Below are 25,896 nucleotides of genomic sequence, written 5' to 3' on the forward strand. Positions count from 1 at the left end.
GAGGAGCAAAAAAGCCCCGAATAACGGGGCTTGAAAATCATATTGGTCTCATGAAAAAAAGGCTGTGACCATCTCAATCTCAATTTTAGCTCTGTGCGCTTGTCTTGATAAGATCTTTGGCATGCTGCCTGCCTGTCGATAATAGACTGTCACTCAGCTCGGCATCTCTAACGGAACGCGCCAGTACAATCGTGCCGACCATAAGACTCAGCAAAGCTTGGCCAGTCAATGGATCGACTTCTGCCAGGTCGGAGATAAAATCAATCATGCGCTGAAGCTCCTCGGTAAAGACTTGGCGCACCTCTTCGGACATCCGGGATACTTCAGCGGAAAGGGCGGGAAGAATGCACCCCACCTCGGTTTGGTCGCGATGCTGCGGACTCAAATAATAATGAATGACCGCGTGGATCTTGGGTGCTTCCTTTTCCTGGTCCGCCGCCTTCTGCAGCAGGGCAATGGTCTCGCTGATCGCAAAGCGGCAGGTTTCAGCGACCAATTGCTCTTTATTGTCAAAATGTGAATAGAACCCTCCGTGCGTCAGACCGGCACCTTTCATAATAAAGGGAACGCTGATGCCCTGTACTCCGCTGGCTCGAATGGCTTTGGCTGCACTGTCAATAATACGGCCGCGAACCTTTAATTTGTGACCTTCCGGATAAGGCAAAGCAATCACTCCTACTGGCAAAATACGCATTTTAAAATATTATAGTCATCATAATAAAGCCTGTCAATTTCACTCGGTCCAGTCGGTTGGTTTTGCGGCAAATGAGCAGATGATATTGACTGTTTTAAAATATGATGACTATAATATATTATGTTCATCATATTTTATTTCGGAGGTGGAAAGTTATGAATGACCTTAAATCGGTAGACACCCTGGTAATAGGATCGGGTCCAGGAGGTTATGTGGCGGCGCTTCGGTCAGCACAGCTTGGAATGACAACGGCTGTCGTTGAGCGCGGCCGGATCGGTGGAGTGTGCACCAACATAGGCTGCATTCCTTCCAAAGCGTTGATTGGGGAAGCGCATCGCTTCAAGCAGCGTAAGCAATGGAATCACACAGTTGCTGCTGCTGCTTCCTTTGAGGATGCTCAGGGCTTTAAACAAGCCGTCGTAAATAAGCAAGCCGGTGGAGTTCAATATTTGTTAAAGACGGCCGGAGTTTCGGTTCTTGAAGGAGAGGCCCGCTTGATTGACGAGCACACCGCTTCCATTCAACAAGCGGGAGCCGAACTTAGGATTTCTTTTAAACACGCCATCTTAGCAACCGGTTCTCGTCCAATTGAGCTTGCGGCTTTGCCCTACGGCGGACGTATTATGTCTTCCACGGAAGCGTTGTCCCTTTCCCAAATTCCATCGAGCCTGGTCGTGATCGGCGGCGGTTATATCGGCGTTGAACTGGGACAAATGTATGCCAAATTCGGAACCAAAGTTACGATTCTGGAGGGAGGAGGACAGGTGCTGCCCGGATTCGAAGCGGACCTTGTGGCTCCGGTTGTACGGCAGTTAAACGAAGACGGTGTAACTATCATTACGGACGCTATAGCCGTCCATGCAGAACAGGATGCGGGCGGGCTGACACTCCGCTATGTGTGTCAAGATGAGCAGCGTACTGTTAGAGCAGAATATGCGCTGGTGACTGTCGGAAGAAGACCGAATACGGACGGCGGATTAGGGCTCGAGAACGTCGGCTTGCAGACAACAGGCAGGGGGCTGATCGAAACGGACGCTCAGTGCAGAACGGCAGTTCCGCATATATTTGCGATCGGTGATATTACAGAAGGTCCGGCTCTGGCCCATAAAGCTTCCTACGAAGCTAAAGTCGCGGCAGAAGCTATCGCCGGCAAACCTTCTATCGTGGATTACAGAGCCATTCCGCTTGTTGTGTTTTCCGAACCTGAATTGGCCAGCGTTGGTCTGACAGAGACAGCATGCAAGGAGCAAGGTATCCCGGTCATCGTGGGCAAATCCTCCTTTAGTATTAATGGCAGAGCCTTGGCGCTGAAAGAAGAGCCAGGATTTGTGAAAATCATTGCGGATCAAGCGTCGGGGATCGTCAAAGGAGCGCAAATCGTAGGCATAGAGGCGTCAACCCTCATATCGGAGCTGGCCTTGGCGATAGAGATGGGAGCGACCGTAGAGGATCTGGCGATGACGATTCATCCCCATCCTACGTTAGGGGAAGTCATAATGGAGGCCGCCGAGAACGCGGTGAGAAAAATGAGAATTGCTAAATAATGTGAATTGCAAAGTAAATGCGGGCTTTTGCCCAAAAAGAAAAGCCATTTGCTTGAGCAAACGGCTTTCATGACGGTGATTCATACTCAGCTCATCCTGTCTTTCTCGTTCTTCATCTTGTTCATCTCGGTTAAAGTCATCTCATTGCACTGCCGGATGAAGTTCAAAATCAGCTGCAGTTCCTGCTCCGTATACTGCGAGATGATCTGGAGCGTCGACTGCATAATCGATTGGAACATTGGAGAGATGGATGCCGAGCCTTCCGGCACCGGTTTGACGACGACACGTCTGCGATCGTTCGGATCCTTATCCCGGATGACATAACCCGCTTGTTCGAGCCGGTCGATGACGCTGGTCACAGCACCGGTTGTAAGCCCGGTTAACTGGGCCAGCTGGCCGGCCGTGACAGGTCCGGCTTGATTCAAGTAATCCAGGCATTTGTGGTCGGTGGCGTTCAAACCCAATCGTTCCGAAATGAGCTGATGGAACATCACGGCACGGGTGCTGTTCTGGCGCAGCTCGTGCACCATTTCCTGCTGTAAGGAAGCGAGTTCAGGTGACACGCGGTCCTTTTCTTTTGACATCTTGATTCCTCCGCGTATGCGACTTATGTCTTTTCTCGTTAAGATAAACATTATATTAAGATGATTTGTGGATCAAGACTTATTTACTCTACATAGTCACATTATGGCGTCTATTTCGACCCAATCCACGAAAAGGACGGTTACACGCAATGTGAAGGAGGATTAAAGATCACCAGCGGAGGACCTGCAATTAAGCAGAAAGAAAACCCTTGTTAATAAGGGTTTTCTGGTTTTCTTCTATGCACGTTTAATAGATGCGATATTTTCCGCTTAGCGCGAGGAGGCTAAAGAAATAAAGGCAGTTGTCATAATATCGGCGAATACCGGTTCTAAGCGGTGTGCTCCAGAACTTGTGAACAAAGGGGAGCGCATCTTCACCGTCGGCGGCCAGCGATGCCATCGCGTTGGTGGCCAACAGCCCGATGGGGTGCAAGGCCGGCTCTTCGAAAGGGCTCCCGTCGATGCGGTATCTTCGGTATTCGGAAGGCTCGATCTCCCGGAAAAACCGCTGAATCCGGTTGGACTGCCCGACCTGCCATGGATCCTGGCGGAACCATTCCCAGTCGAGGGCAATGTTGGCCGCCACCCGGTACGCATCGCTGAAGAAATGGCGGTAATCGCCATGGGGCTGCGGTTCAGCCGGCGTGCCGTCATAATTCGCATACTCCGGAGACAGTCCTGTTTCGGGGTGACAGGCCAGATGCAGATAAGCCCGGCTGGCGACGGCAGCTTCTTTCCAGAAAGTCCGATCCCGTTCGTCGACACGCTCGGCGAACAGCTCATAGAAATGGGGAAGGTGATAGGATGGATCGCTGAAGGGAGACTCCGGGATGAACTTAATCAGCTTGGTTGCAGGGTCCCACATCGGATCTCCTTCCTGGTCCCGGCCTTTATGGACGCAAGCGCGAAGAATCGTCCTCGCCTGCACGGAGTAATCGTACGGCGGCAGTCCGTCGCCCCACCGGCTTGAAGCAAAGAACAGGGCCATTGCGTAGTATTCCTCCCCGTCAGGAGCGGGTCCAGGAGACAGGCGGGTGCCGTCCGGCTTGCAGTGCCAGGCGAAATAATCCTTGTAGCGTCCTTCCTTATGCTGCATATACGATTTGGAAAAATTCCAGAGCAGGTCGAAGATGTCTTTCTTATCCATCTGAACGGCCATCATCATGCCGTATGACATGCCTTCGGTGCGGACGTCCGAGTTGCCTGTATCCAGAACATAACCTTTATCCTCGCCAAGAGGAAAGTAGATCCGAACCTCAGGTGCACCGTCAAACAGGTCGTTCCACGCCTGGTCAAGCCTGGCGTCGATCTCCTCTTGCGAATAACCCGCTTCCAGGAATACATTCCGATATTGGCCGGTATAAAACGCTCCTTGCATCGTTAGAGCCATAATCAACCTCCAGCTGTTAGTTTAAGCTTATCGTACCATAAGGGGCACTCTAAAAATTAAAGCGTTTACCCTTCAAATTATAGGTGTTCGTGTTCCGATGCATAAAAATAATACTTTACCGATCGTTCCCAATATGTTATGCTCAATTCGTAAAGAAGACGGTTCACAGCGTCCGAAGTAGAATGTGCATTCTCAAAATAGGCAATACTGTTTCCCGAAATAATAATATAACGGAAGGAGGTGTACGGGGTGGCCAGAAGCAAAGAATTTGAGGAAAGCGCCGTTCTCGAGAAAGCGATGAAGCTGTTCTGGGAACAGGGATACGAGAAGACATCCATGAACGACCTTGTCGAGCATATGGGCATTCACCGCAGAAGCCTGTATGATACGTTCACCGATAAGCATACGTTGTTCCTGAAAGCGATCGACCGCTTTGGGGAACGGTTCAACGCCAGAATGTCCGCAGGGGTTAAGCAGTCGGAAACGGCCGAACAAGCACTGAAGTTTGTTTTCCAATACATGATCTACGGGGATGAAGACGTGCCGCCAGGCTGCATGGTCGTGAACTCGGCCGTGGAACTGGGGATCCGTGATGAAGAAGTGGACGCAAAGGCGACGGAGGCATTTGCCAAAGCCGAGCAGCTGGTGAGGGAAATCGTGTTTTGGGGGCAGCAGAACGGAGAGTTTACAAGGGAATACGAAGCGGAAGAATTGGCGGAGTACCTTCATAACGCTCTGGTGGGAATTCGAGTGATGAAACGGACGTCCATTCCCCAAGAAAAACTGGAACGGATCGCAGACGTATCGATACGCTTCGTCAAAAAATAAAAACATATTTTTTTTAATCATTATAGAATGATCGTTCTCAAAATGACCGTGCTAAAACTTTTTAATGAGCATAGCATGACGCATTGTTAATAGAACAATCATTCCCAAAAAAGGAGACGATCATTATGAAGACGTTAATTATTGCTGCACATCCCGATTTACAGGCCTCCCGGATCAACCGAGCCTGGACCGAAGCGGCACAAAAGCAAGCAGAGACGACCGTACACCTGCTGTATGAAGCCTATCCGGACAAAAAGATCGACGTCGCACGGGAGCAAACTCTGCTGGAGAACCATGACCGCCTTATTTTTCAATACCCGCTGTACTGGTACAGCACGCCGCCGCTCCTCAAACAGTGGTTTGATGAGGTTCTCACATACGGCTGGGCTTTCGGTCCTGGAGGGGACCGGTTGAAGGGGAAAGAAATCGGTATTGCCATATCGACTTCAGGCACCGCGGCTTCGTACCAACCGGGAGGATACAACCTGTTTACAATCAGGGATATCGCAAAGCCGGTGGAAGCGCTGGCCAACTATGTTAGCGCCCGCTATCTTCCGCCCTTTGCACTGCATAACGCGCATCATGTGACGGATGAGGAGATCGCCGACAGCCAGGCCGCGTATGTCAAGCACTTGGTTGAGGCGCAGCCCGTACGATACGAAGCACTTGAAGTCTATTGACCATTTCATAACAATGACCATTTTCGTCAAAACAATAACAGGGAGGAAATGATGATGAACAACAGTAAAATTGCACTTGTGACGGGAGCCAGCAAAGGAATCGGATTTGAGGTGGCCAAACAATTGGGGCAGCAGGGGATTACGGTATTAACAGCAGCCCGGACGAAAGAAGCGGCAGATCAGGCGACGTCGGAGCTGCGTCAGCAGGGGATCGAAGCGGTTGGCGTTCAACTGGAGGTTACGGATGAAGCCCATATCGCGGAGCTTGCGAAGTGGATTGAAACGGAATACGGCCGGCTCGATATCCTGGTCAACAATGCAGGCGTTTCGTTGGAAAAGCCCGGATATGAAGGGGACGCTTTCAGAGATACGTTTGAAGTGAACACGTTTGCGCCTTATTTTATTACGGAGGCACTGCTGCCATTGCTGCTGAAGAGTGAGGCGGGGCGGATCGTGAACCAAAGCAGCGCGCTCGGCTCGATTCAATTCATCCTGACGAACGAGCTGGCGCAGCGTATTGCGACTCCGGCCTATTCGGCCTCGAAAGCGGCGCTGAATATGCTGACGGCCTATTGGGCGCAAAAGACCAGCGGGACGAACCTGAAAGTAAACGCGGTGCATCCGGGGTTGGTTAAGACCCGCATGGGCGGTGACAAGGCCGAACTGACGGCCGAAGAAGGCGCGGTGACGGCTGTTCGGCTGGCAACGATACCTGAGGACGGCCCGACCGGCGGATTTTTCTACATGGATGACAAGCTTCCGTGGTAAATACTTCTATATATCGGCAAAAGCCCTTGGAGATCAAGGGCTTTTTCTCGTTCTTTCGTATTTTTGCTTTGCATATGACATCTCATGTCATATAATCAAAAGGATAATCAGAATAAGTGGAGGGACATAAAATGGCATCGAAAATCAGAATTGGAATTGTAGGCTATGGTAACCTTGGACGAGGCGTCCAGGCATCCATCGCGCAGAACGAAGATATGGAATTGGTGGCGGTATTCACACGGCGTGATCCGTCGCAGATGCCTGCTGAAGCGGGCGTCAAATTTGAGCATGTATCGACGGTGGAACAATATAAAGGATCGATCGATGTCATGATTCTGTGCGGAGGATCCGCAACCGATCTTCCCGAGCAAACACCGGCCATTGCCGCCCTGTTTAACACGGTGGACAGCTTTGATACGCATGCCAAGATTCCTGAGTTTTTTGCAAGCGTGGATGCAGCGGCTAAAAACGGACAAACCGTCAGCGTCATTTCGACCGGCTGGGATCCGGGCTTGTTCTCCATGAACAGACTGCTCGCTGAGTCGATTCTCCCGCAGGGCAAGGAATACACATTCTGGGGTAAAGGCGTCAGCCAGGGCCACTCGGATGCCATCCGCCGCGTTCCGGGCGTCAAAGCAGGAGTGCAGTATACCGTACCGGTAGAAAGCGTCATCGAACAAATCCGCAGCGGCGAAACGCCGGAACTGGCAACCCGCGAGAAGCATGAACGGATTTGCTATGTCGTTGCTGAAGAGGGTGCGGACCGTGCCGAGATTGAAAAGACGATCGTGGACATGCCTAACTATTTTGCAGACTATGACACAACGGTTCATTTCATTACGGAAGAAGAGCTGAAATCCGAGCACAGCGGCATGCCGCACGGCGGATTTGTGATCCGGAGCGGAGTGAACGGCCAAGGAACGAAGCAAATCGTCGAATTCAGCCTGAAACTGGAGAGCAACCCGGAATTTACCGCAAGCGTATTGACCGCTTATGCCAGAGCGGCCGTCCGGTTGGCCAAAGAAGGAGCCGTTGGCGCCAAAACGGTATTTGATATCCCGCTCGGTTATCTATCCGCGAAAAGCGATGCGGAGCTGCGCCAGCAATTGCTGTAATTTTGCACCGATAAATGCATTTAATCGACTAAAAAAATATTTTTTATTGGAAAAAACCCCTAAACCTGCATTAGAATTTAGTGAAGCAAAGCGTTATAGTGCAAAAAAATGTGCGTATTGTGCAAAAGGGGTTGGGTTATGAATAGTGTAATGGATACGAAGGGTTTAAATACAGCCGAAAAGTATGTTAACGATGTGTACAATTTAGTCGTTTCCCGGAATCCTTCCGAGGATGAGTTCCACCAGGCCGTTAAGGAAATTTTTGACTCGCTGGTACCTGTTCTTGCAAAACATCCGGAGTACATGGAAGAAGGCATTTTAGAACGCATGGTCGAACCCGAGCGTCTCATCACATTCCGCGTGCCTTGGGTGGACGATAACAACAAGATTCAGGTCAACCGGGGATTTCGGGTACAATTCAACAGTGCACTCGGTCCATATAAGGGAGGACTCCGGTTCCATCCTTCCGTCAATGCAAGCATCATCAAGTTTTTGGGTTTTGAGCAAATCTTGAAAAACGCATTGACCGGCCAGCCGATCGGCGGAGGCAAGGGCGGCTCCGATTTTGATCCAAAGGGCAAGTCGGACCGTGAAATCATGCGGTTTACCCAAAGCTTCATGACGGAGCTGTATAAGTATATCGGACCCGATGCGGACGTCCCTGCCGGCGACATCGGCGTAGGAGCCCGGGAGATCGGGTACATGTTCGGGCAGTATAAGCGGATCCGGGGCGGCAACGAAGCCGGCGTGCTTACAGGCAAGGGCATCGGATACGGCGGAAGTCTGGCGCGTACGGAAGCGACCGGCTACGGATGCGTGTATTTCGTGGATGAAATGCTGAAAGACAACGATCTGTCCTTTGAGGGAAGCAAAGTCGTCGTATCCGGTTCCGGAAACGTATCCATTTATGCGATGCGCAAAGCGAAAGAGCTCGGCGCTACGGTCGTCGCGTGCAGCGATTCCAACGGCTATATCTATGACGAAAAAGGACTGGACATCGATACGGTTCAGCGCCTGAAAGAAGTAGAACGGAAACGGATTAAAGAGTACGTCAATGAACATCCGGATGCCGTTTATGTCGAGGGCTGCCGTGACATTTGGACCGTTCCATGCGATATCGCGTTGCCTTGCGCCACGCAAAACGAAATCGACGAGGAATCGGCCGCTCTGCTCGTTAAGAATGGCGTGAAGGCGATCGGAGAGGGCGCAAACATGCCGTCCACCCTTCAGGCGATCGAAATTTTCCAGAAGAACGATGTCCTGTTTGCACCGGCCAAAGCAGCGAACGCAGGCGGTGTGGCCGTATCCGCGCTGGAAATGGCACAAAACAGTATGAGAATGTCCTGGAGCTTTGAAGAAGTTGACGCAAAGCTGAATGATATCATGAAAAATATTTATGCGAGCTGCGTTCAGGCAGCCGATGAATACGGATATCATGGCAATCTCGTCGTAGGCGCCAATGCTGCCGGATTCCGGAAAGTAGCGGACGCTATGATCGCTCAGGGGATCGTCTAAGTCCTCCCCGCAGCTTGGTAAACCAACCGAAATGAACTCATATCACGATAAAAACCACGGATAAAGGATGGGATACCCTTCCTTTATCCGTGGTTTTCTATTTTTATACGTTACGAACCAATCGGAGTACCACGGCTTCATCCCGCAAACGAAAAAGCCCTTGGATCCCAAGGGCTTTACTGAATATGGATTTAAAAGGCCACAGGCAGGGCAGCCAGCCCTTGGGAGCTGAGCGTAAAGTTCCAAGGGACCTCATCCCGGGGAATGCTCAGCCGCAGGTTCGGCATGCGCTTCAGCAGCGTAGTAAAGGCGATGTCCCCTTCGATGCGGGCCAGCGGCGCTCCCAGGCACATATGGATGCCGTGGCCAAAGGCGAGATGCCGGTTGATCTGGCGCGTAATGTCCAGCTCTTCGGACTGGTCGAACTGGCGCTCGTCCCGATTGGCCGATTTCAGCACGGGGATCACGGCATCGCCTTTCTGGATGGACTGCCCGGCGAGCACGATGTCCTCCGTGGCAAAGCGCGGTCCGGCAATGGTGGCCGGCCCGTTGAAGCGCAGCAGCTCCTCAACGGCGGAAGGCACCAGGCTCGGCTCGGCCTTGAGATTCTCCAGCTGCTCCGGATGATCCAGCAGCATCAGGCTGCCGGTGGCGATCAGGTTCGAGGTCGTTTCGTGGCCGGCAAAGATGAGCAGGGTGATCATCGACACAAGCTCGGTTTCCGAGAGCCGGTCTCCTTCCTCTTCGATCGCGATCAGCTGGCTGATGAGGTCGTCCGCAGGCTGCCGCCGTTTGGAAGCCACCAGCCGGGCGGTGTACTCACCGAAGGCGCGCATATTCTCTTCAACGCCCGGCTCGCGTCTTCCCAGTCCCAGCCCGTGGGCGAGAGCGGCCGACCAGGTATGTATCTGCTCCCGGTCTTCCTGGGGAACGCCCAGCATTTCGGAAATGACGTTGATCGGGAGCGGATAGGCGTAGTCTTTGACGAGGTCCATCTCGCCTTGCGCCTCGACTTGGTCCAGCAGTTCGTCGGCGATTTCCTGCACGCGGGGACGAAGGCTCTCCATGTATCGCGGCGAGAACGCCTTGGATACGAGGCTCCGCAGCCGCCGGTGGTCCGGGTCATCGACCGTGAGCATGGAGTGTCCGGTGAAAAAGGTGGGAGGTGCGGACGGATCCGAACCGCCGGCCAAGCTCTTTCTGAAATCTTCATTCCCGTCGATCGAAGCGGGGTCCACCGTGAAATGGGCATGGTCCTTGAGCACCTGCATCGCTTCCTCCATCCGGGTGACCATCCACGCTTGACGATCCGGCCCGCCCATCGGAAACGGGATCGGAATGACGGCGTTCATTTCTCTCATCTGGGCGAATACAGGGAACGGATTGTCCCCGCTGGCACCGCTGAACAGATTCAGCGCTTCCGGTGCAATGGGATCTGACGGATTCATCAGCAAACCATCCTTTCATAAGCAGAGTATTTTGGCCTTGCCGTAGCAGGACGGAGCTGTCTTTAGGGATGATCGAATGATAGAAATAAGCTGTGATAACAGGTGGAATCATGAAATGGCCCGTCCCGAAAGGCTTGGGCGTACGTCTTCGCGCTGCTGTGTTCGTATTTTGCATTGTGGATTGCGCTTAAATTTAATATAATGTCACTGAGTGACAAAAGTCAATGAAGGAAGAATTCGAGATGAATCCTAAAGAAAACATACATCCCATAGAAGCGCCGGCAGGTTTAAGGGAGAGAAAGAAGCGTCTGGCCCAGGCGGCGATTGAGGAAGCAGCGCTAAGGCTTTTTCAGCAGAAGGGCTATGAGCAGACCTCGATTCAGGACATTGCCGATGCGGTCACGATGTCGTCGCGCACGTTCTTCCGGTATTATGCGTCCAAGGAGGAAGTGCTGTCGGGACCGATCCGCAGCACGCAGCTGGATGGGATTCGATACCTGCTGGAAGCGGAGCCTCCGGCATCACCCCATGCCGCCCTGCAGTCGGTCTTTGGTTACCTGGCCAGCCAATACGAGAATCAGCGCCCGGGTCTTGTGCTCCGGTACCGGATTGCCGGGCAGACGCCCTCTATCGCGTCCTTATTTTTGTATACGCTGATGGAGACGGAGCCGGCTCTCTGCGATGCGCTGTGCTCGAGGCTCGAAACCGGGGCGGACCGTGATGAAGTCCGGTTTCTGGTGGCCGTCTATATGGCGGCTCTGCGCGTCTCCATCGAGGAATGGCTGGAGCAGGGGGACGAAGCGGATCTGGTGTATGTGCTGCATCGCCATATGGACCGGCTTTCTTCTATGCCGGGTTGAGGTCATACAGTTAAAGCGAAAAGATTCCGCGGCTCCTGCGGAATCTTTTTGTTGATATAACCGAAAAGTGGGGCCAACTGTCTTCCGTACGAGGGGCTTACCCGGGAAAATAGGAAATATACAGGAACTGAAGCAACAATTCGGGATTCAGTCAGTGGCCTCCAACCATATTGTTGACTAATCAACGTTAATCGTTTATGATCGGAATTAAGTTGATAACTCAACAATATGTGCTGGCATGCCCCCATTTTAGAGGAGGAGATCGTTATGAATTTGGATTTGACGCTCGACACTTCGGTAAGACCGTTCAGGATTGATGTTCCTCAAACAGCGCTCGATGACCTGCAGGAGCGTTTGAGCCGCACCCGCTGGCCGGATGAAATTCCGGGGACGGCAGGGAAATACGGTGCAGAACTGGATGGCATCCGGGAACTAACGGATTATTGGCAAAATAGCTATGATTGGCGTGCTCATGAGGAGCGGATCAACCGCTATCCGCAGTACATGACGACCATTGACGGAGCCTCCGTTCATTTTCTGCATGTCCGCTCTTCCGAACCGGACGCGTTTCCGCTCATTCTTACGCACGGCTGGCCCGGCTCCTTCGTCGAATTTCTGGACATCATCGGCCCGCTAACCGATCCCAAGGCTTACGGTGGAAATCCGGAGGACGCCTTTCATGTGGTTATACCGTCCATGCCGGGATACGGATTTTCCGGACCGACGACGGAAACCGGCTGGAACGTCCCGCGGATCGCGCGTGCCTGGGCGGAATTGATGAAGCGGCTTGGTTACGAGCGGTACGGCGCGCAGGGCGGCGATTGGGGATCGAATATTTCCCGGACGCTGGCAGCCGTGGATCCGGAGCATGCCTGCGCCGTGCATCTCAACTATTTGCCCTGGATGCCGAAGGAGGGGCCGGACGCTCCTACTGAAGAGGAGACGCGCAGAATCGCCAAAATGAAAGCCTACCTTGCCCAGCCGGCGGGGCATATGGGCATCCAGGGTTCGCGGCCGATGACGCTGGCCTACGCCCTGAACGACTCGCCGATCGGCCAATTGGCCTGGATTGCGGATAAATTTGCCGATTGGACGGATTCCCGGTACCCGGTCACGGCCGACCAGCTGCTGACCAATGTGATGGTATACTGGCTGACGGGCACCGCAGGTTCCGCCGCGCGGCTGTACTATGAAAACGCGCAGCTTAAAGGCCAGCCGATTCCTTGCCCGGCTCCCATAGGTGTCGCAGTGCTCCCGTACGATCTGGTTCAGCCGGTCCGCCGGATTGCCGAGCGCCAGTACACCGTCGTGCATTGGTCGGAGTTCGACCGGGCCGGCCATTTCGCCGCCATGGAGGTACCGGATCGGCTTGCCGAAGATCTGCGTTCCTTCTTCCGGCAGTTCAGAGACTAATCAATAAACAGCAAGAACACACCTTGAAGCTTCAAGGTGTGTTCTCTATTGAAGGCATAAGAGCATATAGGATTTTTCTTGTCAGACTGGCGTGATTTTTAGCACTCGGAACATGTCCGGAAGGCCATCAGCTCATCGAACAGGATGAGTTCGATCAGGCTTGCTTTCTTTTACTGCGGGTTACCAAGCGTAAGCCCGAGGGGCTTCTCCGCCGGGACCCGGGAAAATTTCGTCCAGGCGCGCCAGCACGTCTTCGCTAAGCTCAAGCTCTACAACCCGGAGCGTTTGCTCAAACTGCTCCAACGTCCGCGGTCCGATGATCGGGGCCGTCATCGCCGGATGCACGAGCGTCCAGGCGAGCGCTACCGTCGCTTCGGACTCGCCCAGCTCCTTGCACAGCTTCGAGAACTGCTCCAGCTGCGGGCGCAGCTTCTCAAGCCGCTCGGTCTGGCGCGCAGTCCGCGATCCTTCCTTCGGGTTCAGGTTGCCGCCAAGCACGCCTCCGTCCAGCGGGCTCCAGGCGATGACACCGATGCCATGCTCTTCCGCGGCAGGGAGCACTTCAAGCTCCGGCAGCCGGCAGAGCAGGCTGTATTTGTGCTGCTCGGACACCAGGCCGAGCAGTCCGCGCTTCTCCGCTTCGTACTGCGCCTTCACCAGGTCGCGGCCGGCAAAGTTGCTGGCGCCGACGTATCCGATTTTTCCCTGGTTCTGATGAGTTTGGAAAGCGTTCCAGAGCTCATCCCAGGACACGTTCCGGTCCACATGGTGCATTTGATAGAGCTCGATATGGTCCGTCTGCAGCCTGCGGAGTGAGCCTTCCAGGTGGCGGCGGATCTTGTACGCGGAAAGTCCCCCTTGCTCATTGGGATCCACGATAGGATGTTCCATGTTGCCGTATACTTTCGTGGCGAGCACGACTTTTTCCCGTCTTCCGCCGCCTTGGGCGAACCAGCGGCCGATGATTTCCTCGGTCCATCCGCGGTGCTCATTACCGCCGTAGACGTTGGCCGTATCGAAGAAATTGACACCTGCGTCGAGGGCTGCATCCATAATCTTGAAGGCTTCCTTCTCCTCGGTGCTTGGACCAAAATTCATCGTACCGAGGCAGAGACGACTGACCTTTAATCCTGTTTTTCCCAAATAGGTATACTTCACGTTTCAATTTCCTCCTTTTCCTGGTGGATTCGGTAACATTATAATTCTTCTTTCGGTTTCTGGTAAGCACTGAAAAAAAGTATACTAAGTGAATCTCGTGTTACTTGAGCCTGTTTGGACCTGCTTTGAACTAACCTGCGTTGATCTCATTGGACCCTCCGGATCCTTCACTCTTCGTCATCATCCCCTAAACAGGCTGAAAGCCAAATAAGTGGCCGTAACCCACATAATGACGGCGGACAGGAGGTTCAGCCACGATCTGAGCCTGCCTGTCGAATCGAGGTTTCTGGCGGCCCGTCCCGCCGCGGCGAGTCCGGCGAACCATACCCAGGAGACGATGACGCATGCCGCGCCGAACGCCAGCTTTTCCCAGCCGGTATAGTTTAAGGAGCTTGTGCCTACCACGCCGACGGTGTCCAGAATCGCATGGGGATTGAGCAGGGATACCGATACGGCAAAAGCGATTTGCTTTCGAGTCGATAAAGAACGGGTGTCCTCCCCGTTATGGACGGTCGGTTTGCTGGTTAACGTGACGTAGCCCATGTACAGCAGGAAAGGAATCCCCAGCCCCAATAGGACCGTTCTGATCCAGGCATATTCGAGCACGACGACGGAAACGCCCATGATCGCCAGGGAGATCAGCAGCGTATCGCAAAGGGAGGCGGCAATGACAGCCGGCAGTGCCCGGCTCAAGCGGGTGTGGGCGGCGCCTTGACCGAACACAAACAGGTTTTGAACGCCGAGCGGCAAAATCAGCCCAAGGGCCAATATAAATCCGTGAAATAGGGCATGTATCATATCATTCCTCCTGTAATGTCCCTATTTTATCGAAGGCGCCACTCTAGGTCTCCATCCAATTGGTTGGTTAAAGACCCAACCAATCTGTTAGAATAAACGAAATCAATCATGATAGGAAGAGGGTCTATGCGTTACGAGGAATGGCATTTGGACAAGTCGTCTCCGGTGCCGCTTCACCGGCAGATTTACGAATATATGCAGGGGAAAATCATGAACGGGGAATGGCCTGTCGGCACGAGAATCCCTCCACAGCGGGAACTGGCTGTCCGGTTTCAAGTGAACCGCAGCACGGTGGTCTATGCGCTCGGAGAGCTTGCGGCCAATGGGCTCATCGAATCCAAGGTTGGACAAGGAACCGTGGTGGTCAACAATACGTGGAATCTGCTTGCGGCTGGTCCGGCTCCCGACTGGAACCGCTACGTCCGGGCAGGGGCTTATCCGCCCAACATCCAGCTGATTCAGCGAATTAACCAGGCCGAGGCCAGGGTGGACATCATCCGGCTTGGAACGGGAGAGCTGTCGCCTGAGCTGCTCCCTGCAGCCCATATGCAGGAAGTCATCGGGAAGGGGACCGGTGGGCATTTGTCGCTGGGGTATTCCGAGCCGAAAGGAAGCCGGTTCCTCCGGGAAACGCTCAGCGAATATTTACGGTCCAAGGGAATCTCCGCTTCCCCGTCGTCGATTCTGATCGTGTCGGGTGCACTGCAAGGATTGCAGCTGATATCGGTCGGTCTGCTCCAGCCCGGTTCGACGGTTCTGACGGAAACTCCGTCCTATCTGAACTCGATCCACGTGTTTCAGTCGGCAGGGATCCGGCTCGCCGGCGTTCCGATGGACCTGGAAGGGATTCGTCCGGATGCGGTGGGACCGGCCAAACGTCAGCATCAGGCAGGGCTGCTGTATACGATCCCGAGCTTCCATAACCCAACCGGACGGGTCATGTCAGGGAAGCGCCGGGCAGAGCTGATGAAGGCTGCGTCCTTGGAGCGGCTGCCGGTCATCGAGGATGACGTATACGGAGATTTGTGGCTGGACGCACCGCCGCCCCCGCCGCTCAAGTCGGCCGATCCGCAGGGCCTTGTCCTCTATATGGGCAGCATGTCCAAAACGCTTGGCCCGGGACTGCGGATCGGCTGGGTGGCCGGGCCGGAACCGGTCATCGACCGGCTGGCCGACATCAAAATGCAAACTGACTACGGCGCCAGCTCGCTGTCCCAATATGCCGTAGCGGAGTGGCTGAGCACAGGCCGGTACGAGCCGCATCTTGCCGATATCCGGCAGAAGCTGAAGCTGCGCAGAGATTTTGCCCTCTCGATCCTTCAGCAATATTTTCAAGATATGGCAACGTGGGAGGTACCCGGAGGCGGGTTTTACATTTGGCTGCGGCTGCACGTTCCCATCCCGGTTCACCAGCTGTTCGAGCAGGCCCTGAAAGAGGGGATCCTCTTAAACCCGGGGCAAATTTATGACCGGCATGACCGGCAGCATCTGCGCTTATCGTATGCGTATGCATCCCTTCACGACCTCGAGCGGGGATTGATTCGACTGGCCGGAATGATTCAAGCGTATAGGTGAGGGTTCACCCTTGTGGTCCTGGATTTTGATTCCATCTTTCAAAAAGAATGGTTAATCTCTTGTCCCGAGGGATGAGTTTAGCAGTATAATGAAGTTTAGTGTCGAATGATCGCCTTTCAATTTAATGAAAATAACTCTGTGTATACGGGAGGAAGCAACATGGACTATCAACAGATTCTCGTCCGTAACAACGTTCAAGTCACCGGGAGCGGCACGCAGTATTTGATTTTTGCCCATGGGTTCGGCTGCGACCAAAACATGTGGCGTTTTGTTGCACCTGCTTTCGAAGATCATTACAAAGTGGTCTTGTTTGATTTTGTCGGATCCGGCAGGTCAGACATACGGGCGTATAATCCGGTCCGCTACAGCGATCTGGACGGCTATGCCCAGGATGTGCTGGATATATGCGAGGCACTGGGGGCAAGGGACGCGATTTTCGTAGGTCATTCCGTAGGTGCCATGATCGGCATTCTCGCTTCCATCCGCAGACCCGAATATTTTGAACGGCTGATTCTGATAGGCCCTTCTGCACGGTATTTAAACGACCTTCCCGATTATATCGGAGGCTTTGAACGCGAGGATTTGCTCGCTCTAATGGATATGATGGACAAAAACTATCAGGGTTGGGCCAGTTATCTGGCACCTGTCATCATGGGCAATCTGGGTCGTCCCGAGTTGTCCGGCGAGCTCGAGCAGAGCTTCTGCGCAACCGATCCGAAGGTGGCCCGGCGGTTTGCCGAAGCGACGTTTCTCTCGGATTACCGGGAGGCGCTTGGAAAGGTAACCGTGCCTTCCTTGATTTTCCAATGCGCCGAGGACGTGATCGCGCCTCTGGAAGCAGGGGCTTATATCCATACCCACATGCCGGGTAGCGAATTTCAGCTCATGGATGCCACCGGCCATTGTCCGCACATGAGCCATCCCGATGAAACGATTCAGCTGATTCAAGCCTACTTGACTTCGGCCAAAGCCTGTCAGACAAGCGAGTCCACACGGTAGTATGGACGAACGATTGGATCAGGTGCCTTGCGGATATGTGACCATGGCCGATAATCGCATTATTCAGGAAGTCAACGCCACGCTGTGCCGCATGCTGGGATATGAGAAACGGGGAATGTGCGGGAGCAGCTTCGAATCGCTGTTGACCCGTTCCAGCCGGATTTTTTTTCAATTCTATTTTCTTCCGCTCATAAAGCTGAACCGGGGCGTCGAGGAGATGTATTTGACGTTTAAGACGAGCAGCGGAGAAGCCCTTCCCGTGCTTCTTAACGCTTCGGCAGTGGAACGGGATGGCGAATGGGTCTACGATTGCATGCTGATGCCCATGCGCCGGCGGATGGAATATGAACAGCAGATCCAGCAAGCCGAGAGCGCTTCAAACCGGGCGCGGGAAGAGCTTGAGCGGATCGAGAACCTTCTCCGGCAGAAACGCGATGAGCTGGAGCGGATACAGGGAACGTCTTCAATGGAATAAGAACAATACTTCATATTTCAGTAAAAACGGTTTGAAAAAAGCCGCCGGACTCTTGTCAGAGGTCCGGCGGCTTTGGTGTTTCCGGGGCGGCATGGCCGTATTTGCGCTTGTAATGGCTCAGCGCCAGTAGCGGCCAAATGTACCGGTAGCTGTGGTAACGGGAGTAGAAGGTGCCGGGAAGGCCGGCCCCCGTCGGATAGGCCGTCATGCCGCCGACGCCGTCCTGCTGCAGCAGGGAAGTCAGCCTTTGGACGCCCCGGTCCACGGAAGGCGACGGCTGCTCCTGCACGGCGATGAGCGCGTCCAAAGCCCAGGCCGTTTGCGACGGTGTGCTCGCTCCGAGGGGGACATAGCGCATGATCCGGTCGCTCCGGCAGGATTCGCCCCATCCGCCGTCCGGGTTTTGGATCTGCTCAAGCCAACGGACGCCTTTATGGATCGCATCATGACTGGCCGGTACACCGGCAGCCGCCAATCCTGTTAATGCCGCCCAGGTGCCGTAGATGTAGCATACTCCCCAGCGCCCGTACCACGAGCCGTCCTTTTCCTGGTACCGGATCAGCCAGTTTGCGCCCCGCCGGATGAACTCATGCCGCTGCGTCAAACCCGCAAAATGGCCGAGGTACTCCAGCGTCCGGCCCGTCAGATCCGCCTCGGAGGGATCGATGGCCGCGGACTTGGCCCCTTCGATTGCGAGCCAGGTCAGGATGTGCTTGTCGGTATCCTTTTCGAACGCTGGCCAGCCTCCGTCACGGTTCTGCATCGACAGCACCCAATTCAGCCCGCGGTTCCATGCTTCCCGGTACAGCGGGTCTGTTTCCGTTAGGCGGGATATCGCGCGCAGCGCCGCCGTTGTGTCATCCACATCCGGGTTGATCGTGTTCGACTCGGAGAATCCCCACCCGCCGGGAGCCGTATCCGGGTTATGGAGGCTCCAATCGGCCGGTTTGTCCTGCTGTCGGGACAGTAAATAGGAGGCGGCCTGACGGATGGCCGGATGATTCTCCGCAACCCCGGCCTCCTGCAGGGCATCGGCGATCAGGGCGGTGTCCCAGACGGTGGAAGGCGAGTTCTGGATCGTAGTTGTTCCGTCCGCCTGACACTGCATGGCAGTCAGCCCTTTGACGGCATCAATAATGACGGGATGCTCCCGCTCATAGCCCAAGGCAAGCAGCGCCAGAACCATCAGAATCGTGCTGCTTGCGTAGCTGTACAGAGTGCCGTCCGGCTCAATTCGATCCAGCATAAACCGCTCGGCCCGTTCCACGGCGACTTCATGGATGAAACGCGGTGTACCGATCAGCCTGTTCAACCCTCGGTGGAGTTCCGCCTGCATGTCCTCGTACTCCGGCGGCAGCGGATCATCTTCGTCGGCATCCAGGCGCGGGGAGGCAAGGTCGGAGAGGTCGGGAGCGTCCGGCGGAGAAACCGAAAACTTCCGGTCCGCCATGATCAGCAGCGGTGTGAGATGGACCCTGGAATAGCCCGAAAATTCGAAAAAGTTGATCGGAAAATACGAGGGGAACAGCAGCACCTCCAGCGGGATCATGGAGATCGACCGGGGCCATGGGCGCTGGCCCGTCGCTGCCAGGATCGCCTTGGTCAAAATGCTGTCGACCTTACCGATTCCTCCACGCGAAAGGATATACCGTTTGGCGCGCTGCATATGCTCCTCCTCCGGCCGGCTGTAACCGGAGCAAAGCAGGGCGTAGTAAGCCTCCACCGAAGCCGATAAGCTGCCCTCTTCCTCATCGGGATACAGCCTCCAGCATCCGTCAGGCTGCTGCTTTTTGCAGATCCGGTCGTGAAGCTGCCGGATGAGACCTTCCGGATCCGCCTCCAGAATACGAAAGAGGATGATAACGAAGGCGTCGATGCCGATTCCGTTTTCAAAGCAAAACCGCCAGGAGCCGTCCGGCTGCTGCGTCTTCAGGAGATAGGCCGTCAAACGCCCGATCTCCTCATCTACCGTGCTTAGCCTATTGCTCATTTTGCCGCTTCCCTCCGTTTGTTGACCATTGATAGCAATATATGTCGGCGGGGAAGGAGAAATGAGAAAGCCGCTGATTATACCAGGGTTTGCAGAAATCTGCGGATATCCTCGTAAACGAGGCGGCCGTCGTCGAACAGGTCGGTCATGGCGTAGAAGCCGTGAATCATGCCGGGATAACGCCTGAATGTGACTAAGACCCCGGCCTCCGCAAGCTGTCTGCCATACGCTTCCCCTTCGTCGCGGACCGGATCATACTCGGCCGTGATGATTAGTGTCTGCGGCAGGCCGTCAAGCCGGCCCAGCATCGGCGATGCGAGCGGGTTCGAAAGGTCGGTGCCCTCCTTTAAGTAATGCTTCCTGAAGTAATCCAGCACGTTACGGTTTAGAAAATAACCTTCGGCAAATCGATCTTCCGATTCATAGCATTGCGAATAATCCGTGAGGGGGCAAATTAATATTTGCCCAGCAACATCGACTTGTCCCAAATCGCGCAGCTGCTGGGCAACCACGGCGGCCAGATTTCCACCGGCGCTGTCCCCCGCTAGGGTCAGCTTGGAGGGGTCAAATCCGAGCTCCCCGGCATGATCCGCCACCCACTTGGCGGCGAAGATGGCCTCTGTCGGAGCGACGGGAAAAGGATGTTCGGGAGCTAGCCTGTAGTCCACCGATACGACGGCACAACGGGTTACTGCCGCCAGCATGCGGCACATCGGGTCATACTTCTGCACATCGCAGATGACGAAGCCTCCGCCGTGATAGAATACGATAACGGGCAGCGCGCCTTCCCGCTCTGGCCGGTAGATCCGCAGCGGCAGATCACCGTATGGCCCCTCGATGCTCCTATCTTGAACCGATGCCAGCTCGAACGTATCTGAAATGACGGTTCCTGCGGCTATTTTGCGCAGCTCTACAGGATCCAGTGTGTGGGAGGGCGGCAGGGATGCCGTATCCTGTATAAATTTTTTGGCTTGTGCATGCAGTGTCATAGAATCCGTTCCTTTCTTTCCTGATATTTGGTTAGGGGACATCATGGCTTGAAGCGAGATTAACATGCCGTTTATACTGAAGGCAGTAGCAAACGTAACTAGCATAAAAACTACCTGGATAGGAGTGGACTCGACCGATGGAAGCCGGTTTGAACCGAAAAGCGATCGGAGATTTCCTGAAAGCCCGGCGAGCGCAGCTGACACCGGAGCAGTTTGGGCTGCCGCAGGGACATACGCGCCGCAGAACGCCAGGACTCCGCCGGGAGGAAGTGGCGCAGCTGGCCGACTTAAGCATTACTTGGTACACATGGTTAGAGCAGGGCCGGGAAGTATCCGCATCGCCCGAGGTACTGGATCGCCTGTCCTCTGCGCTCCAGCTGAGCCCTACGGAGCGTGAATATTTGTATCTTCTTGCGGGGAGATATCCGGTACCATCCAGAGATATGTCGGCATACAGGCTGTCGCCCGCCTTTATGAATTTGGTGACGAGCACGCCGTATCCCTTTTTCGTCATCGGACCGGAAAATCGCCTTATCGCCTGGAACGAGCTCGCCTGCGAAATTTTGACGGATTTTTCAGCGATACCTCCCGAGGACATGCAGATGCTTCGCCTTACTTTTATGCATCCTGCATTTCGGACCAAAATTATCAATTGGGAGCCCTCGACCAAAATCGCGCTTTCCTTCTACAGGAAGCTGTACGACCGCTCGGCCGGTCAGCCTTGGTATACCCGGCTCATTGAGGAACTGACCACTAACAGCAAAGAATTTGCCGAATGGTGGCCTCTTCATGAAGTAGCCGAAAAGAACGGCCTGCGAATCGAAGTGAAGCACCCGGCAATGGGACATCTGCACTTTGAAATCATTACGTTTACCCAAATCAATGATCTGGAAAATCTGATGTGCTGCATCTATATGCCGCTGCCGGAGACACGTACGCCCGAAAAGCTGGAGGCATGGTTGAAGACTCGCCCCGCTGCCCGCATGTAAGCGAATATTTTCGCCGAAGTGCGGGTTTCTTTTTGCCCTGAAGCTTCCTGTTAGTTTTTATACTAGTTAAAAATTTGATCTGGTTCCCTCTGCCTCCTTAACGTAATGTGATTTACCGAAAGGAGGCGTCTGTATGAAACCATCACCTGAAGTTCCCCGGCCTTTATCTTCACCGTTACGCCCTCTATTGGTGCTTTCCTTGTGCGCATTTGCCATCGGCATGGCTGAATTCGTGATCATGGGCATACTGCCCGACATCGCTTCGAACCTGCAGGTCACGATATCGGATGCCGGGCTGCTCATTTCAGGTTATTCGCTTGGCGTTGCCGTTACCGCCCCGCTCATCATGATATTGACGGGACGTTTGCCCCGGAAAACGCTGCTTCTCCTCCTTATGCTGCTGTTTGTTATCAGCAACGCTTTGGCCGTATCCGCTCAAGACTTCTCCGTGCTGATGACAGCGAGGATTTTGATGTCCTTAACGCACGGCTCGTTTTTCGGCGTGGCGACGGTCATGGCGGCCGAGATGGTGACCGCCGATAGGAGGGCCTGGGCGATATCCGTTCTCGTCAGCGGCTCTTCCATAGCGAACATCGCCGGCGTTCCCTTTGGTACGTGGGTTGGCCATGCCTTTGGCTGGCGTTATACGTTTGCAGCGATTGCCGTCATCGGGGCTGCGGCGCTGGCGGGGCTCTTCCGGCTGCTTCCCGGCCATCTGAGCACCCGGCCTGCGCCGCTGAAACGGGAGATCGGCGTTCTGGGCAAACCGGAAGTATTACTCGCGCTGCTGGTGAGCGCTTTATGTTTTGGCGGCGTGTTTATGACCTTTACGTACGTAGCTCCGCTTCTGGAGCAGATCGCCATGTTTGACGGCCGCTCCGTTTCGTGGATTCTGGTTTTGTTCGGCATTGGCGTAACCCTTGGCAATGTAGCGGGAGGGAGGTTGGCCGATTGGCGCTTGAGACCTGCGCTGATCGGAATCACCGCGGGGCTCGCAGTATGCCTCTTTGCCCTTACCGTGACGCTGGAAAGCAAGATTTTTGCCGTGGCGGATATTTTTCTTCTGGGGGTGTTCAGCTTCGGCATTCTTCCCTGTCTTACCGTCCTCGTAATGAGCAAGGCAAAGGAAGCGCCAAATCTGGCCACCACCATGAACGTATCTGCGGTGCATATCAGCAACGCAGTGGGGGCCTGGCTGGGAGGAATGGTCATCGACAGCCGGTTTGGGCTTCGAGCAGTACCGCTTTTTTCCGGAGGGGTTACGCTATTGGGATTGACGCTGATCGTCTTCATGATCCTGCTGGAAACGAGGCGCAGAAGGATTAGGCGAAAACAGCAGCAGGCGATTCCAGTTAAAAATTAGGAAGGGGAGTGTACACCTGATGAAAGCTCTAATCGTAGAACAACCGGGGGAGGCGCAAGCCCTTCGCCTGAAAGAAGTAAAGACTCTGTCTGCAGCACCGGGCAGATTGACCATCGACGTCGCGTATGCCGGCGTAGGCTTCGTGGATGTGATGCTGGCCAGAGGGGAATTTGACCACGTTCAGCCGCCTTATGTTCCCGGTTTAGAGGTTGCCGGCTATGTGCGGGAAATAGGCGCAGGCGTCACGGGCTTCCGTGTAGGCGAGCCGGTTGCGGCGATGACGCTGTCTGAGATTGGGGGATTTGCTACGGTGGTATCGGTCAGACCCGAACTGACCGTACGGCTTGCAGAGCTCGATTCCACCCTGGATCTGGCAGTGGCTGCCGCTTCCATCGTCAATTTGACTACGGCTCTGATCGTGATGAAAGACGTGATCCGCCTGCAGACAGGCGGAAGCCTGTTGGTCCATGCCGCTGCCGGAGGGCTGGGAAGTTTCCTTGGCCAGGTCGCCCGCCGGCTGGGTGCCGGCTTGGTGTTGGGCACGGTTGGATCGGAAAGTAAAAAGAGCCTGGCCTCCACTATTGGGTACGATGAATTATTTGTGCGCTCCGGATTCGTCGAAGAGGCGATGAGGGCTACCGGCGGTCAAGGCGTTGATGCCGTACTGGATCCCGTAGGTGGAGCCATGAGAAGGGCGAGTCTTGACGTGATGAAGCCATTTGGTCAGCTCGTTGTGCTTGGCAACGCTGGTGGGGAGCCGGATACACTGCAATCGACCCAAGAGCTGTGGTTTAAAAATCTGTCCGTCGCCGGATTTCAGCTTGGTACATACAGCGATGCGTTCCCCGAGAGGGCAGGCCAACGGGCCAATGAATCGCTGCAAATGCTGGCCAAGGAAGAAGTCCATGCCGACATCTTCGGGATTTACCCGGCACATGAAGCCAATGAAGCGCTTCGTATTCTGGAGACCGGATCCACGCGCGGGAAGCTGCTGCTTAAGATGGATGAGTGAACATGCGTTTCGTTTAAGCAAAAAATAGATTGGCTTCAACCAGCCTGCATGCTAAAGTGAAAAAATGGATGAAACGATCCAGCAACACCAGTTCCTATCAAGCAATGGAAGGTGAATGAAATGGCAGTCAATCCATCAAGCAGCAGCTTGACGTACGAAGTCTTGATCGCAGCTCCGCCCGAGCGGGTGTGGGCGGCCATTGCCACATCGGAAGGTACACGCGCCACGTTGTTCGGGTCCAGCATCGAATCGACCTTTGAGCCGGGAGCCCGTGTCGAATTCCGGGGACCGGGGCCGGATGGGGATCGGACACTTCATGTGTACGGATTCGTGAAGCAGTACGAGCCGAACCGCGTATTCTCGTATGAACAGCATCCCGCTCCGGCGTACAATGAACAGCATGAGTCCGTATTTTGCGATATGACTTATCAATTGACGCCGGTAGGGGATCAGACCAAGCTGGAGCTCACTTGTGCGTGGTCCGAAGGCAATCCGGGATACGAACACGCCAAGCAAGAGTATCCGGCCTCGTCCTATATGGACGCGATCCGGAATTTTGCCGAAGGGACAGAGTAGACCCGGACGGCAGGGACATCGCCGGCTTATCTATCTTTCCATTTCGTGATGCCTGTACGGCGCTGCAAACAAAAAAAGGCTTATCTCCATTTGGTGGAGGTAAGCCTTTTCATTTTGCCTCGAGCGTGTCACATGCAATTACTTCCCGTACGGATCGATCGTTTCGATCGTACCGTCCTCATGGATCGTCAGCTCGGTGAATTTGACGCAGCGTTTGTTGTCCGCACCGCCTGACAGGGAGCTGTCGTGATAGAACAAATACCATTTATCCTGGAACTGCACGATCGAGTGGTGGGTCGTCCAGCCGATGACCGGCGTCAGGATTTTTCCTTTGTACGTAAAAGGTCCCTGCGGGTTCTCGCTCACAGCGTATACGATGTTATGGGTCGTGCCGGTCGAGTAGGACAGATAATACAGTCCGTTATGCTTATGTACCCACGGTCCTTCAAAATATCTCCGTTCCTCGTCCCCTGCCAAAATCGGCTGGCCGTTCTCATCAAGAATGGAGATTTCGCGTGGTGCGTCCTTGAAGGTCAGCAGGTCGTCGCTCAGCTCGGCTACTCTTGGCCCCAGCGCCGGTTCGTCGGCCGCCGGGCCTTCTGCGTTCGGATCAAAGGTGCCCGTCTGCCATTTTTCCAGCTGGCCGCCCCACAACCCGCCGAAGTACATAAAAGCGCTTCCGTCATCATCCATAAGAACGGCCGGGTCAATGCTGAAGCTGCCCGGAATATATTCCGGCTGCGGAGTGAATGGCCCTGCGGGCGAGGAACTGGTGGCTACGCCGATCCGGAAAATGTTTTCGTGATCACGTGCCGGAAAGAAGAGGTAGTAAGTGTTGTTCTTATAGGCTGCATCCGGAGCCCAAAGCTGCTGCTTGGCCCAAGGGATATCGCGGAGATGCAGCGCCTCGCCGTGGTCCTGGCATGGAGAGTTCGCATCGTCCATGGACAGGATGTGGTAGTCCTCCATGTCGTACTGGTCCCCGTTATCGTTGGACGTGTGCTCATGGTCCAGGTCGTGGGAAGGGTAAATATACAATTTGCCTTCAAACACGTGAGCCGAAGGGTCGGCGGTATAGATGTGGGTGACCAAAGGCTCGCGCTGTGTCACAGGCTGAGTCATCTCGTTTCCTC

Annotated in this window: 24 protein-coding genes; 15 read left to right on the forward strand and 9 right to left on the reverse strand. The window is 54.5% G+C overall.

What is annotated here, in order from left to right:
* Positions 1-85: 85 nt before the first annotated feature.
* A complete protein-coding gene (locus ABID47_RS09210; RefSeq protein WP_354496073.1) occupies positions 86-664 on the reverse strand; it encodes a TetR/AcrR family transcriptional regulator in 579 nt (192 codons plus the stop codon).
* A 185-nt stretch (positions 665-849) separates the two neighbouring features.
* On the opposite strand from ABID47_RS09210, the gene lpdA reads away from it, so the two are divergent.
* Positions 850-2,238, forward strand: coding sequence for a dihydrolipoyl dehydrogenase (lpdA, locus tag ABID47_RS09215; protein ID WP_354496074.1), 1,389 nt, complete (start codon positions 850-852; stop codon positions 2,236-2,238).
* Positions 2,239-2,324: 86 nt separating this feature from the next.
* Here lpdA and ABID47_RS09220 read toward each other — a convergent pair whose 3' ends face one another.
* Both ABID47_RS09220 and ABID47_RS09225 read right to left on the reverse strand, forming a co-directional pair.
* Positions 2,325-2,822, reverse strand: a complete 498-nt coding sequence (locus tag ABID47_RS09220; RefSeq protein ID WP_354496076.1) for a MarR family winged helix-turn-helix transcriptional regulator — start codon at positions 2,820-2,822, stop codon at positions 2,325-2,327.
* 247 nt (positions 2,823-3,069) lie between these two features.
* Positions 3,070-4,212 carry a glycosyl hydrolase family 8 gene (locus ABID47_RS09225; RefSeq protein ID WP_354496078.1) on the reverse strand — a complete coding sequence of 381 codons (1,143 nt, stop codon included), beginning with the start codon at positions 4,210-4,212 and terminating at the stop codon, positions 3,070-3,072.
* Positions 4,213-4,461: 249 nt separating this feature from the next.
* Here ABID47_RS09225 and ABID47_RS09230 point away from each other — a divergent pair, with 249 nt between their 5' ends.
* The 5 genes from ABID47_RS09230 (at position 4,462) to gdhA (ending at position 9,118) form a co-directional block, all read left to right on the forward strand.
* Entirely contained in the window at positions 4,462-5,040 is a 579-nt protein-coding gene (locus tag ABID47_RS09230; protein ID WP_354496080.1) for a TetR/AcrR family transcriptional regulator, read from the forward strand.
* 125 nt (positions 5,041-5,165) lie between these two features.
* Positions 5,166-5,720: an NAD(P)H-dependent oxidoreductase gene (locus ABID47_RS09235; RefSeq protein ID WP_354496082.1), complete on the forward strand. Its 555-nt coding sequence runs from the start codon at positions 5,166-5,168 to the stop codon at positions 5,718-5,720.
* 51 nt (positions 5,721-5,771) lie between these two features.
* The gene (locus ABID47_RS09240; RefSeq protein WP_435530615.1) at positions 5,772-6,488 is read left to right on the forward strand and encodes an SDR family oxidoreductase; all 717 of its coding nucleotides are present in this window, start codon (positions 5,772-5,774) and stop codon (positions 6,486-6,488) included.
* 131 nt (positions 6,489-6,619) lie between these two features.
* On the forward strand, positions 6,620-7,603 hold the full coding sequence (locus tag ABID47_RS09245) for a diaminopimelate dehydrogenase (RefSeq protein WP_354496086.1): 984 nt from the start codon (positions 6,620-6,622) through the stop codon (positions 7,601-7,603).
* A gap of 150 nt (positions 7,604-7,753) precedes the next feature.
* Positions 7,754-9,118 carry an NADP-specific glutamate dehydrogenase gene (gene gdhA / locus ABID47_RS09250; protein WP_435530616.1) on the forward strand — a complete coding sequence of 455 codons (1,365 nt, stop codon included), beginning with the start codon at positions 7,754-7,756 and terminating at the stop codon, positions 9,116-9,118.
* Positions 9,119-9,309: 191 nt separating this feature from the next.
* On the opposite strand, the gene ABID47_RS09255 is transcribed toward gdhA, so the two are convergent.
* On the reverse strand, positions 9,310-10,566 hold the full coding sequence (locus ABID47_RS09255) for a cytochrome P450 family protein (RefSeq protein ID WP_354496090.1): 1,257 nt from the start codon (positions 10,564-10,566) through the stop codon (positions 9,310-9,312).
* Positions 10,567-10,808: 242 nt separating this feature from the next.
* Between ABID47_RS09255 and ABID47_RS09260 the strand changes: the two genes are divergently transcribed.
* A complete protein-coding gene (locus ABID47_RS09260; protein WP_354496092.1) occupies positions 10,809-11,426 on the forward strand; it encodes a TetR family transcriptional regulator in 618 nt (205 codons plus the stop codon).
* Positions 11,427-11,693: 267 nt separating this feature from the next.
* Complete coding sequence (locus ABID47_RS09265) at positions 11,694-12,839, forward strand: epoxide hydrolase family protein (RefSeq protein ID WP_354496093.1); 1,146 nt, start codon at positions 11,694-11,696, stop codon at positions 12,837-12,839.
* A 180-nt stretch (positions 12,840-13,019) separates the two neighbouring features.
* Here the strand turns inward: ABID47_RS09265 and ABID47_RS09270 are convergent, their stop codons facing one another.
* The gene (locus ABID47_RS09270; RefSeq protein ID WP_354496095.1) at positions 13,020-13,997 is read right to left on the reverse strand and encodes an aldo/keto reductase; all 978 of its coding nucleotides are present in this window, start codon (positions 13,995-13,997) and stop codon (positions 13,020-13,022) included.
* 180 nt (positions 13,998-14,177) lie between these two features.
* Positions 14,178-14,795, reverse strand: coding sequence for a LysE/ArgO family amino acid transporter (locus ABID47_RS09275; RefSeq protein ID WP_354496097.1), 618 nt, complete (start codon positions 14,793-14,795; stop codon positions 14,178-14,180).
* Between the two features lie 126 nt (positions 14,796-14,921).
* Here ABID47_RS09275 and ABID47_RS09280 point away from each other — a divergent pair, with 126 nt between their 5' ends.
* From ABID47_RS09280 to ABID47_RS09290, 3 genes are all read left to right on the forward strand, one after another.
* A complete protein-coding gene (locus tag ABID47_RS09280; protein WP_354496099.1) occupies positions 14,922-16,370 on the forward strand; it encodes an aminotransferase-like domain-containing protein in 1,449 nt (482 codons plus the stop codon).
* A gap of 159 nt (positions 16,371-16,529) precedes the next feature.
* Complete coding sequence (locus ABID47_RS09285) at positions 16,530-17,369, forward strand: alpha/beta fold hydrolase (RefSeq protein ID WP_354496101.1); 840 nt, start codon at positions 16,530-16,532, stop codon at positions 17,367-17,369.
* A gap of 1 nt (position 17,370) precedes the next feature.
* Positions 17,371-17,844, forward strand: coding sequence for a PAS domain S-box protein (locus ABID47_RS09290; RefSeq protein ID WP_354496103.1), 474 nt, complete (start codon positions 17,371-17,373; stop codon positions 17,842-17,844).
* A gap of 55 nt (positions 17,845-17,899) precedes the next feature.
* On the opposite strand, the gene shc is transcribed toward ABID47_RS09290, so the two are convergent.
* Together shc and ABID47_RS09300 are read right to left on the reverse strand one after the other, a co-directional pair.
* Positions 17,900-19,834 (reverse strand): squalene--hopene cyclase, encoded by a 1,935-nt coding sequence (shc, locus tag ABID47_RS09295; RefSeq protein ID WP_354496105.1) that lies wholly within the window; start codon positions 19,832-19,834, stop codon positions 17,900-17,902.
* 77 nt (positions 19,835-19,911) lie between these two features.
* On the reverse strand, positions 19,912-20,823 hold the full coding sequence (locus tag ABID47_RS09300) for an alpha/beta hydrolase (RefSeq protein WP_354496107.1): 912 nt from the start codon (positions 20,821-20,823) through the stop codon (positions 19,912-19,914).
* A 137-nt stretch (positions 20,824-20,960) separates the two neighbouring features.
* Here ABID47_RS09300 and ABID47_RS09305 point away from each other — a divergent pair, with 137 nt between their 5' ends.
* The 4 genes from ABID47_RS09305 (at position 20,961) to ABID47_RS09320 (ending at position 24,763) form a co-directional block, all read left to right on the forward strand.
* Positions 20,961-21,812 carry a helix-turn-helix transcriptional regulator gene (locus tag ABID47_RS09305; protein ID WP_354496109.1) on the forward strand — a complete coding sequence of 284 codons (852 nt, stop codon included), beginning with the start codon at positions 20,961-20,963 and terminating at the stop codon, positions 21,810-21,812.
* Between the two features lie 133 nt (positions 21,813-21,945).
* Positions 21,946-23,175, forward strand: a complete 1,230-nt coding sequence (locus ABID47_RS09310; protein ID WP_354496111.1) for an MFS transporter — start codon at positions 21,946-21,948, stop codon at positions 23,173-23,175.
* Between the two features lie 19 nt (positions 23,176-23,194).
* On the forward strand, positions 23,195-24,187 hold the full coding sequence (locus ABID47_RS09315; protein ID WP_354496113.1) for a quinone oxidoreductase family protein: 993 nt from the start codon (positions 23,195-23,197) through the stop codon (positions 24,185-24,187).
* Positions 24,188-24,307: 120 nt separating this feature from the next.
* Complete coding sequence (locus ABID47_RS09320) at positions 24,308-24,763, forward strand: SRPBCC domain-containing protein (protein WP_116232308.1); 456 nt, start codon at positions 24,308-24,310, stop codon at positions 24,761-24,763.
* Positions 24,764-24,901: 138 nt separating this feature from the next.
* Here the strand turns inward: ABID47_RS09320 and ABID47_RS09325 are convergent, their stop codons facing one another.
* Positions 24,902-25,885, reverse strand: coding sequence for a glycoside hydrolase family 43 protein (locus ABID47_RS09325; RefSeq protein ID WP_354496115.1), 984 nt, complete (start codon positions 25,883-25,885; stop codon positions 24,902-24,904).
* Positions 25,886-25,896: the final 11 nt, after the last annotated feature.

This window comes from Paenibacillus favisporus, assembly GCF_040545415.1.
Classification (GTDB): Bacteria; Bacillota; Bacilli; order Paenibacillales; family Paenibacillaceae; genus Paenibacillus_AQ; species Paenibacillus_AQ favisporus.

What these genes read in the sequence shown, in the direction of transcription:
- ABID47_RS09235 (WP_354496082.1), top strand. Translation starts at nt 5,166, where the DNA reads ATGAAGACGTTAATTATTGCTGCACATCCCGATTTACAGGCCTCCCGG.
- ABID47_RS09305 (WP_354496109.1), top strand. Translation starts at nt 20,961, where the DNA reads ATGGAAGCCGGTTTGAACCGAAAAGCGATCGGAGATTTCCTGAAAGCC.
- ABID47_RS09320 (WP_116232308.1), top strand. Translation starts at nt 24,308, where the DNA reads ATGGCAGTCAATCCATCAAGCAGCAGCTTGACGTACGAAGTCTTGATC.
- ABID47_RS09285 (WP_354496101.1), top strand. Translation starts at nt 16,530, where the DNA reads ATGGACTATCAACAGATTCTCGTCCGTAACAACGTTCAAGTCACCGGG.
- ABID47_RS09280 (WP_354496099.1), top strand. Translation starts at nt 14,922, where the DNA reads ATGCGTTACGAGGAATGGCATTTGGACAAGTCGTCTCCGGTGCCGCTT.
- lpdA (WP_354496074.1), top strand. Translation starts at nt 850, where the DNA reads ATGAATGACCTTAAATCGGTAGACACCCTGGTAATAGGATCGGGTCCA.
- ABID47_RS09315 (WP_354496113.1), top strand. Translation starts at nt 23,195, where the DNA reads ATGAAAGCTCTAATCGTAGAACAACCGGGGGAGGCGCAAGCCCTTCGC.
- ABID47_RS09310 (WP_354496111.1), top strand. Translation starts at nt 21,946, where the DNA reads ATGAAACCATCACCTGAAGTTCCCCGGCCTTTATCTTCACCGTTACGC.
- gdhA (WP_435530616.1), top strand. Translation starts at nt 7,754, where the DNA reads ATGGATACGAAGGGTTTAAATACAGCCGAAAAGTATGTTAACGATGTG.
- ABID47_RS09225 (WP_354496078.1), bottom strand. Translation starts at nt 4,212, where the DNA reads ATGGCTCTAACGATGCAAGGAGCGTTTTATACCGGCCAATATCGGAAT.
- ABID47_RS09260 (WP_354496092.1), top strand. Translation starts at nt 10,809, where the DNA reads ATGAATCCTAAAGAAAACATACATCCCATAGAAGCGCCGGCAGGTTTA.
- shc (WP_354496105.1), bottom strand. Translation starts at nt 19,834, where the DNA reads ATGAGCAATAGGCTAAGCACGGTAGATGAGGAGATCGGGCGTTTGACG.
- ABID47_RS09290 (WP_354496103.1), top strand. Translation starts at nt 17,371, where the DNA reads ATGGACGAACGATTGGATCAGGTGCCTTGCGGATATGTGACCATGGCC.
- ABID47_RS09245 (WP_354496086.1), top strand. Translation starts at nt 6,620, where the DNA reads ATGGCATCGAAAATCAGAATTGGAATTGTAGGCTATGGTAACCTTGGA.
- ABID47_RS09300 (WP_354496107.1), bottom strand. Translation starts at nt 20,823, where the DNA reads ATGACACTGCATGCACAAGCCAAAAAATTTATACAGGATACGGCATCC.
- ABID47_RS09220 (WP_354496076.1), bottom strand. Translation starts at nt 2,822, where the DNA reads ATGTCAAAAGAAAAGGACCGCGTGTCACCTGAACTCGCTTCCTTACAG.
- ABID47_RS09275 (WP_354496097.1), bottom strand. Translation starts at nt 14,795, where the DNA reads ATGATACATGCCCTATTTCACGGATTTATATTGGCCCTTGGGCTGATT.
- ABID47_RS09255 (WP_354496090.1), bottom strand. Translation starts at nt 10,566, where the DNA reads ATGAATCCGTCAGATCCCATTGCACCGGAAGCGCTGAATCTGTTCAGC.
- ABID47_RS09240 (WP_435530615.1), top strand. Translation starts at nt 5,772, where the DNA reads ATGATGAACAACAGTAAAATTGCACTTGTGACGGGAGCCAGCAAAGGA.
- ABID47_RS09265 (WP_354496093.1), top strand. Translation starts at nt 11,694, where the DNA reads ATGAATTTGGATTTGACGCTCGACACTTCGGTAAGACCGTTCAGGATT.
- ABID47_RS09325 (WP_354496115.1), bottom strand. Translation starts at nt 25,885, where the DNA reads ATGACTCAGCCTGTGACACAGCGCGAGCCTTTGGTCACCCACATCTAT.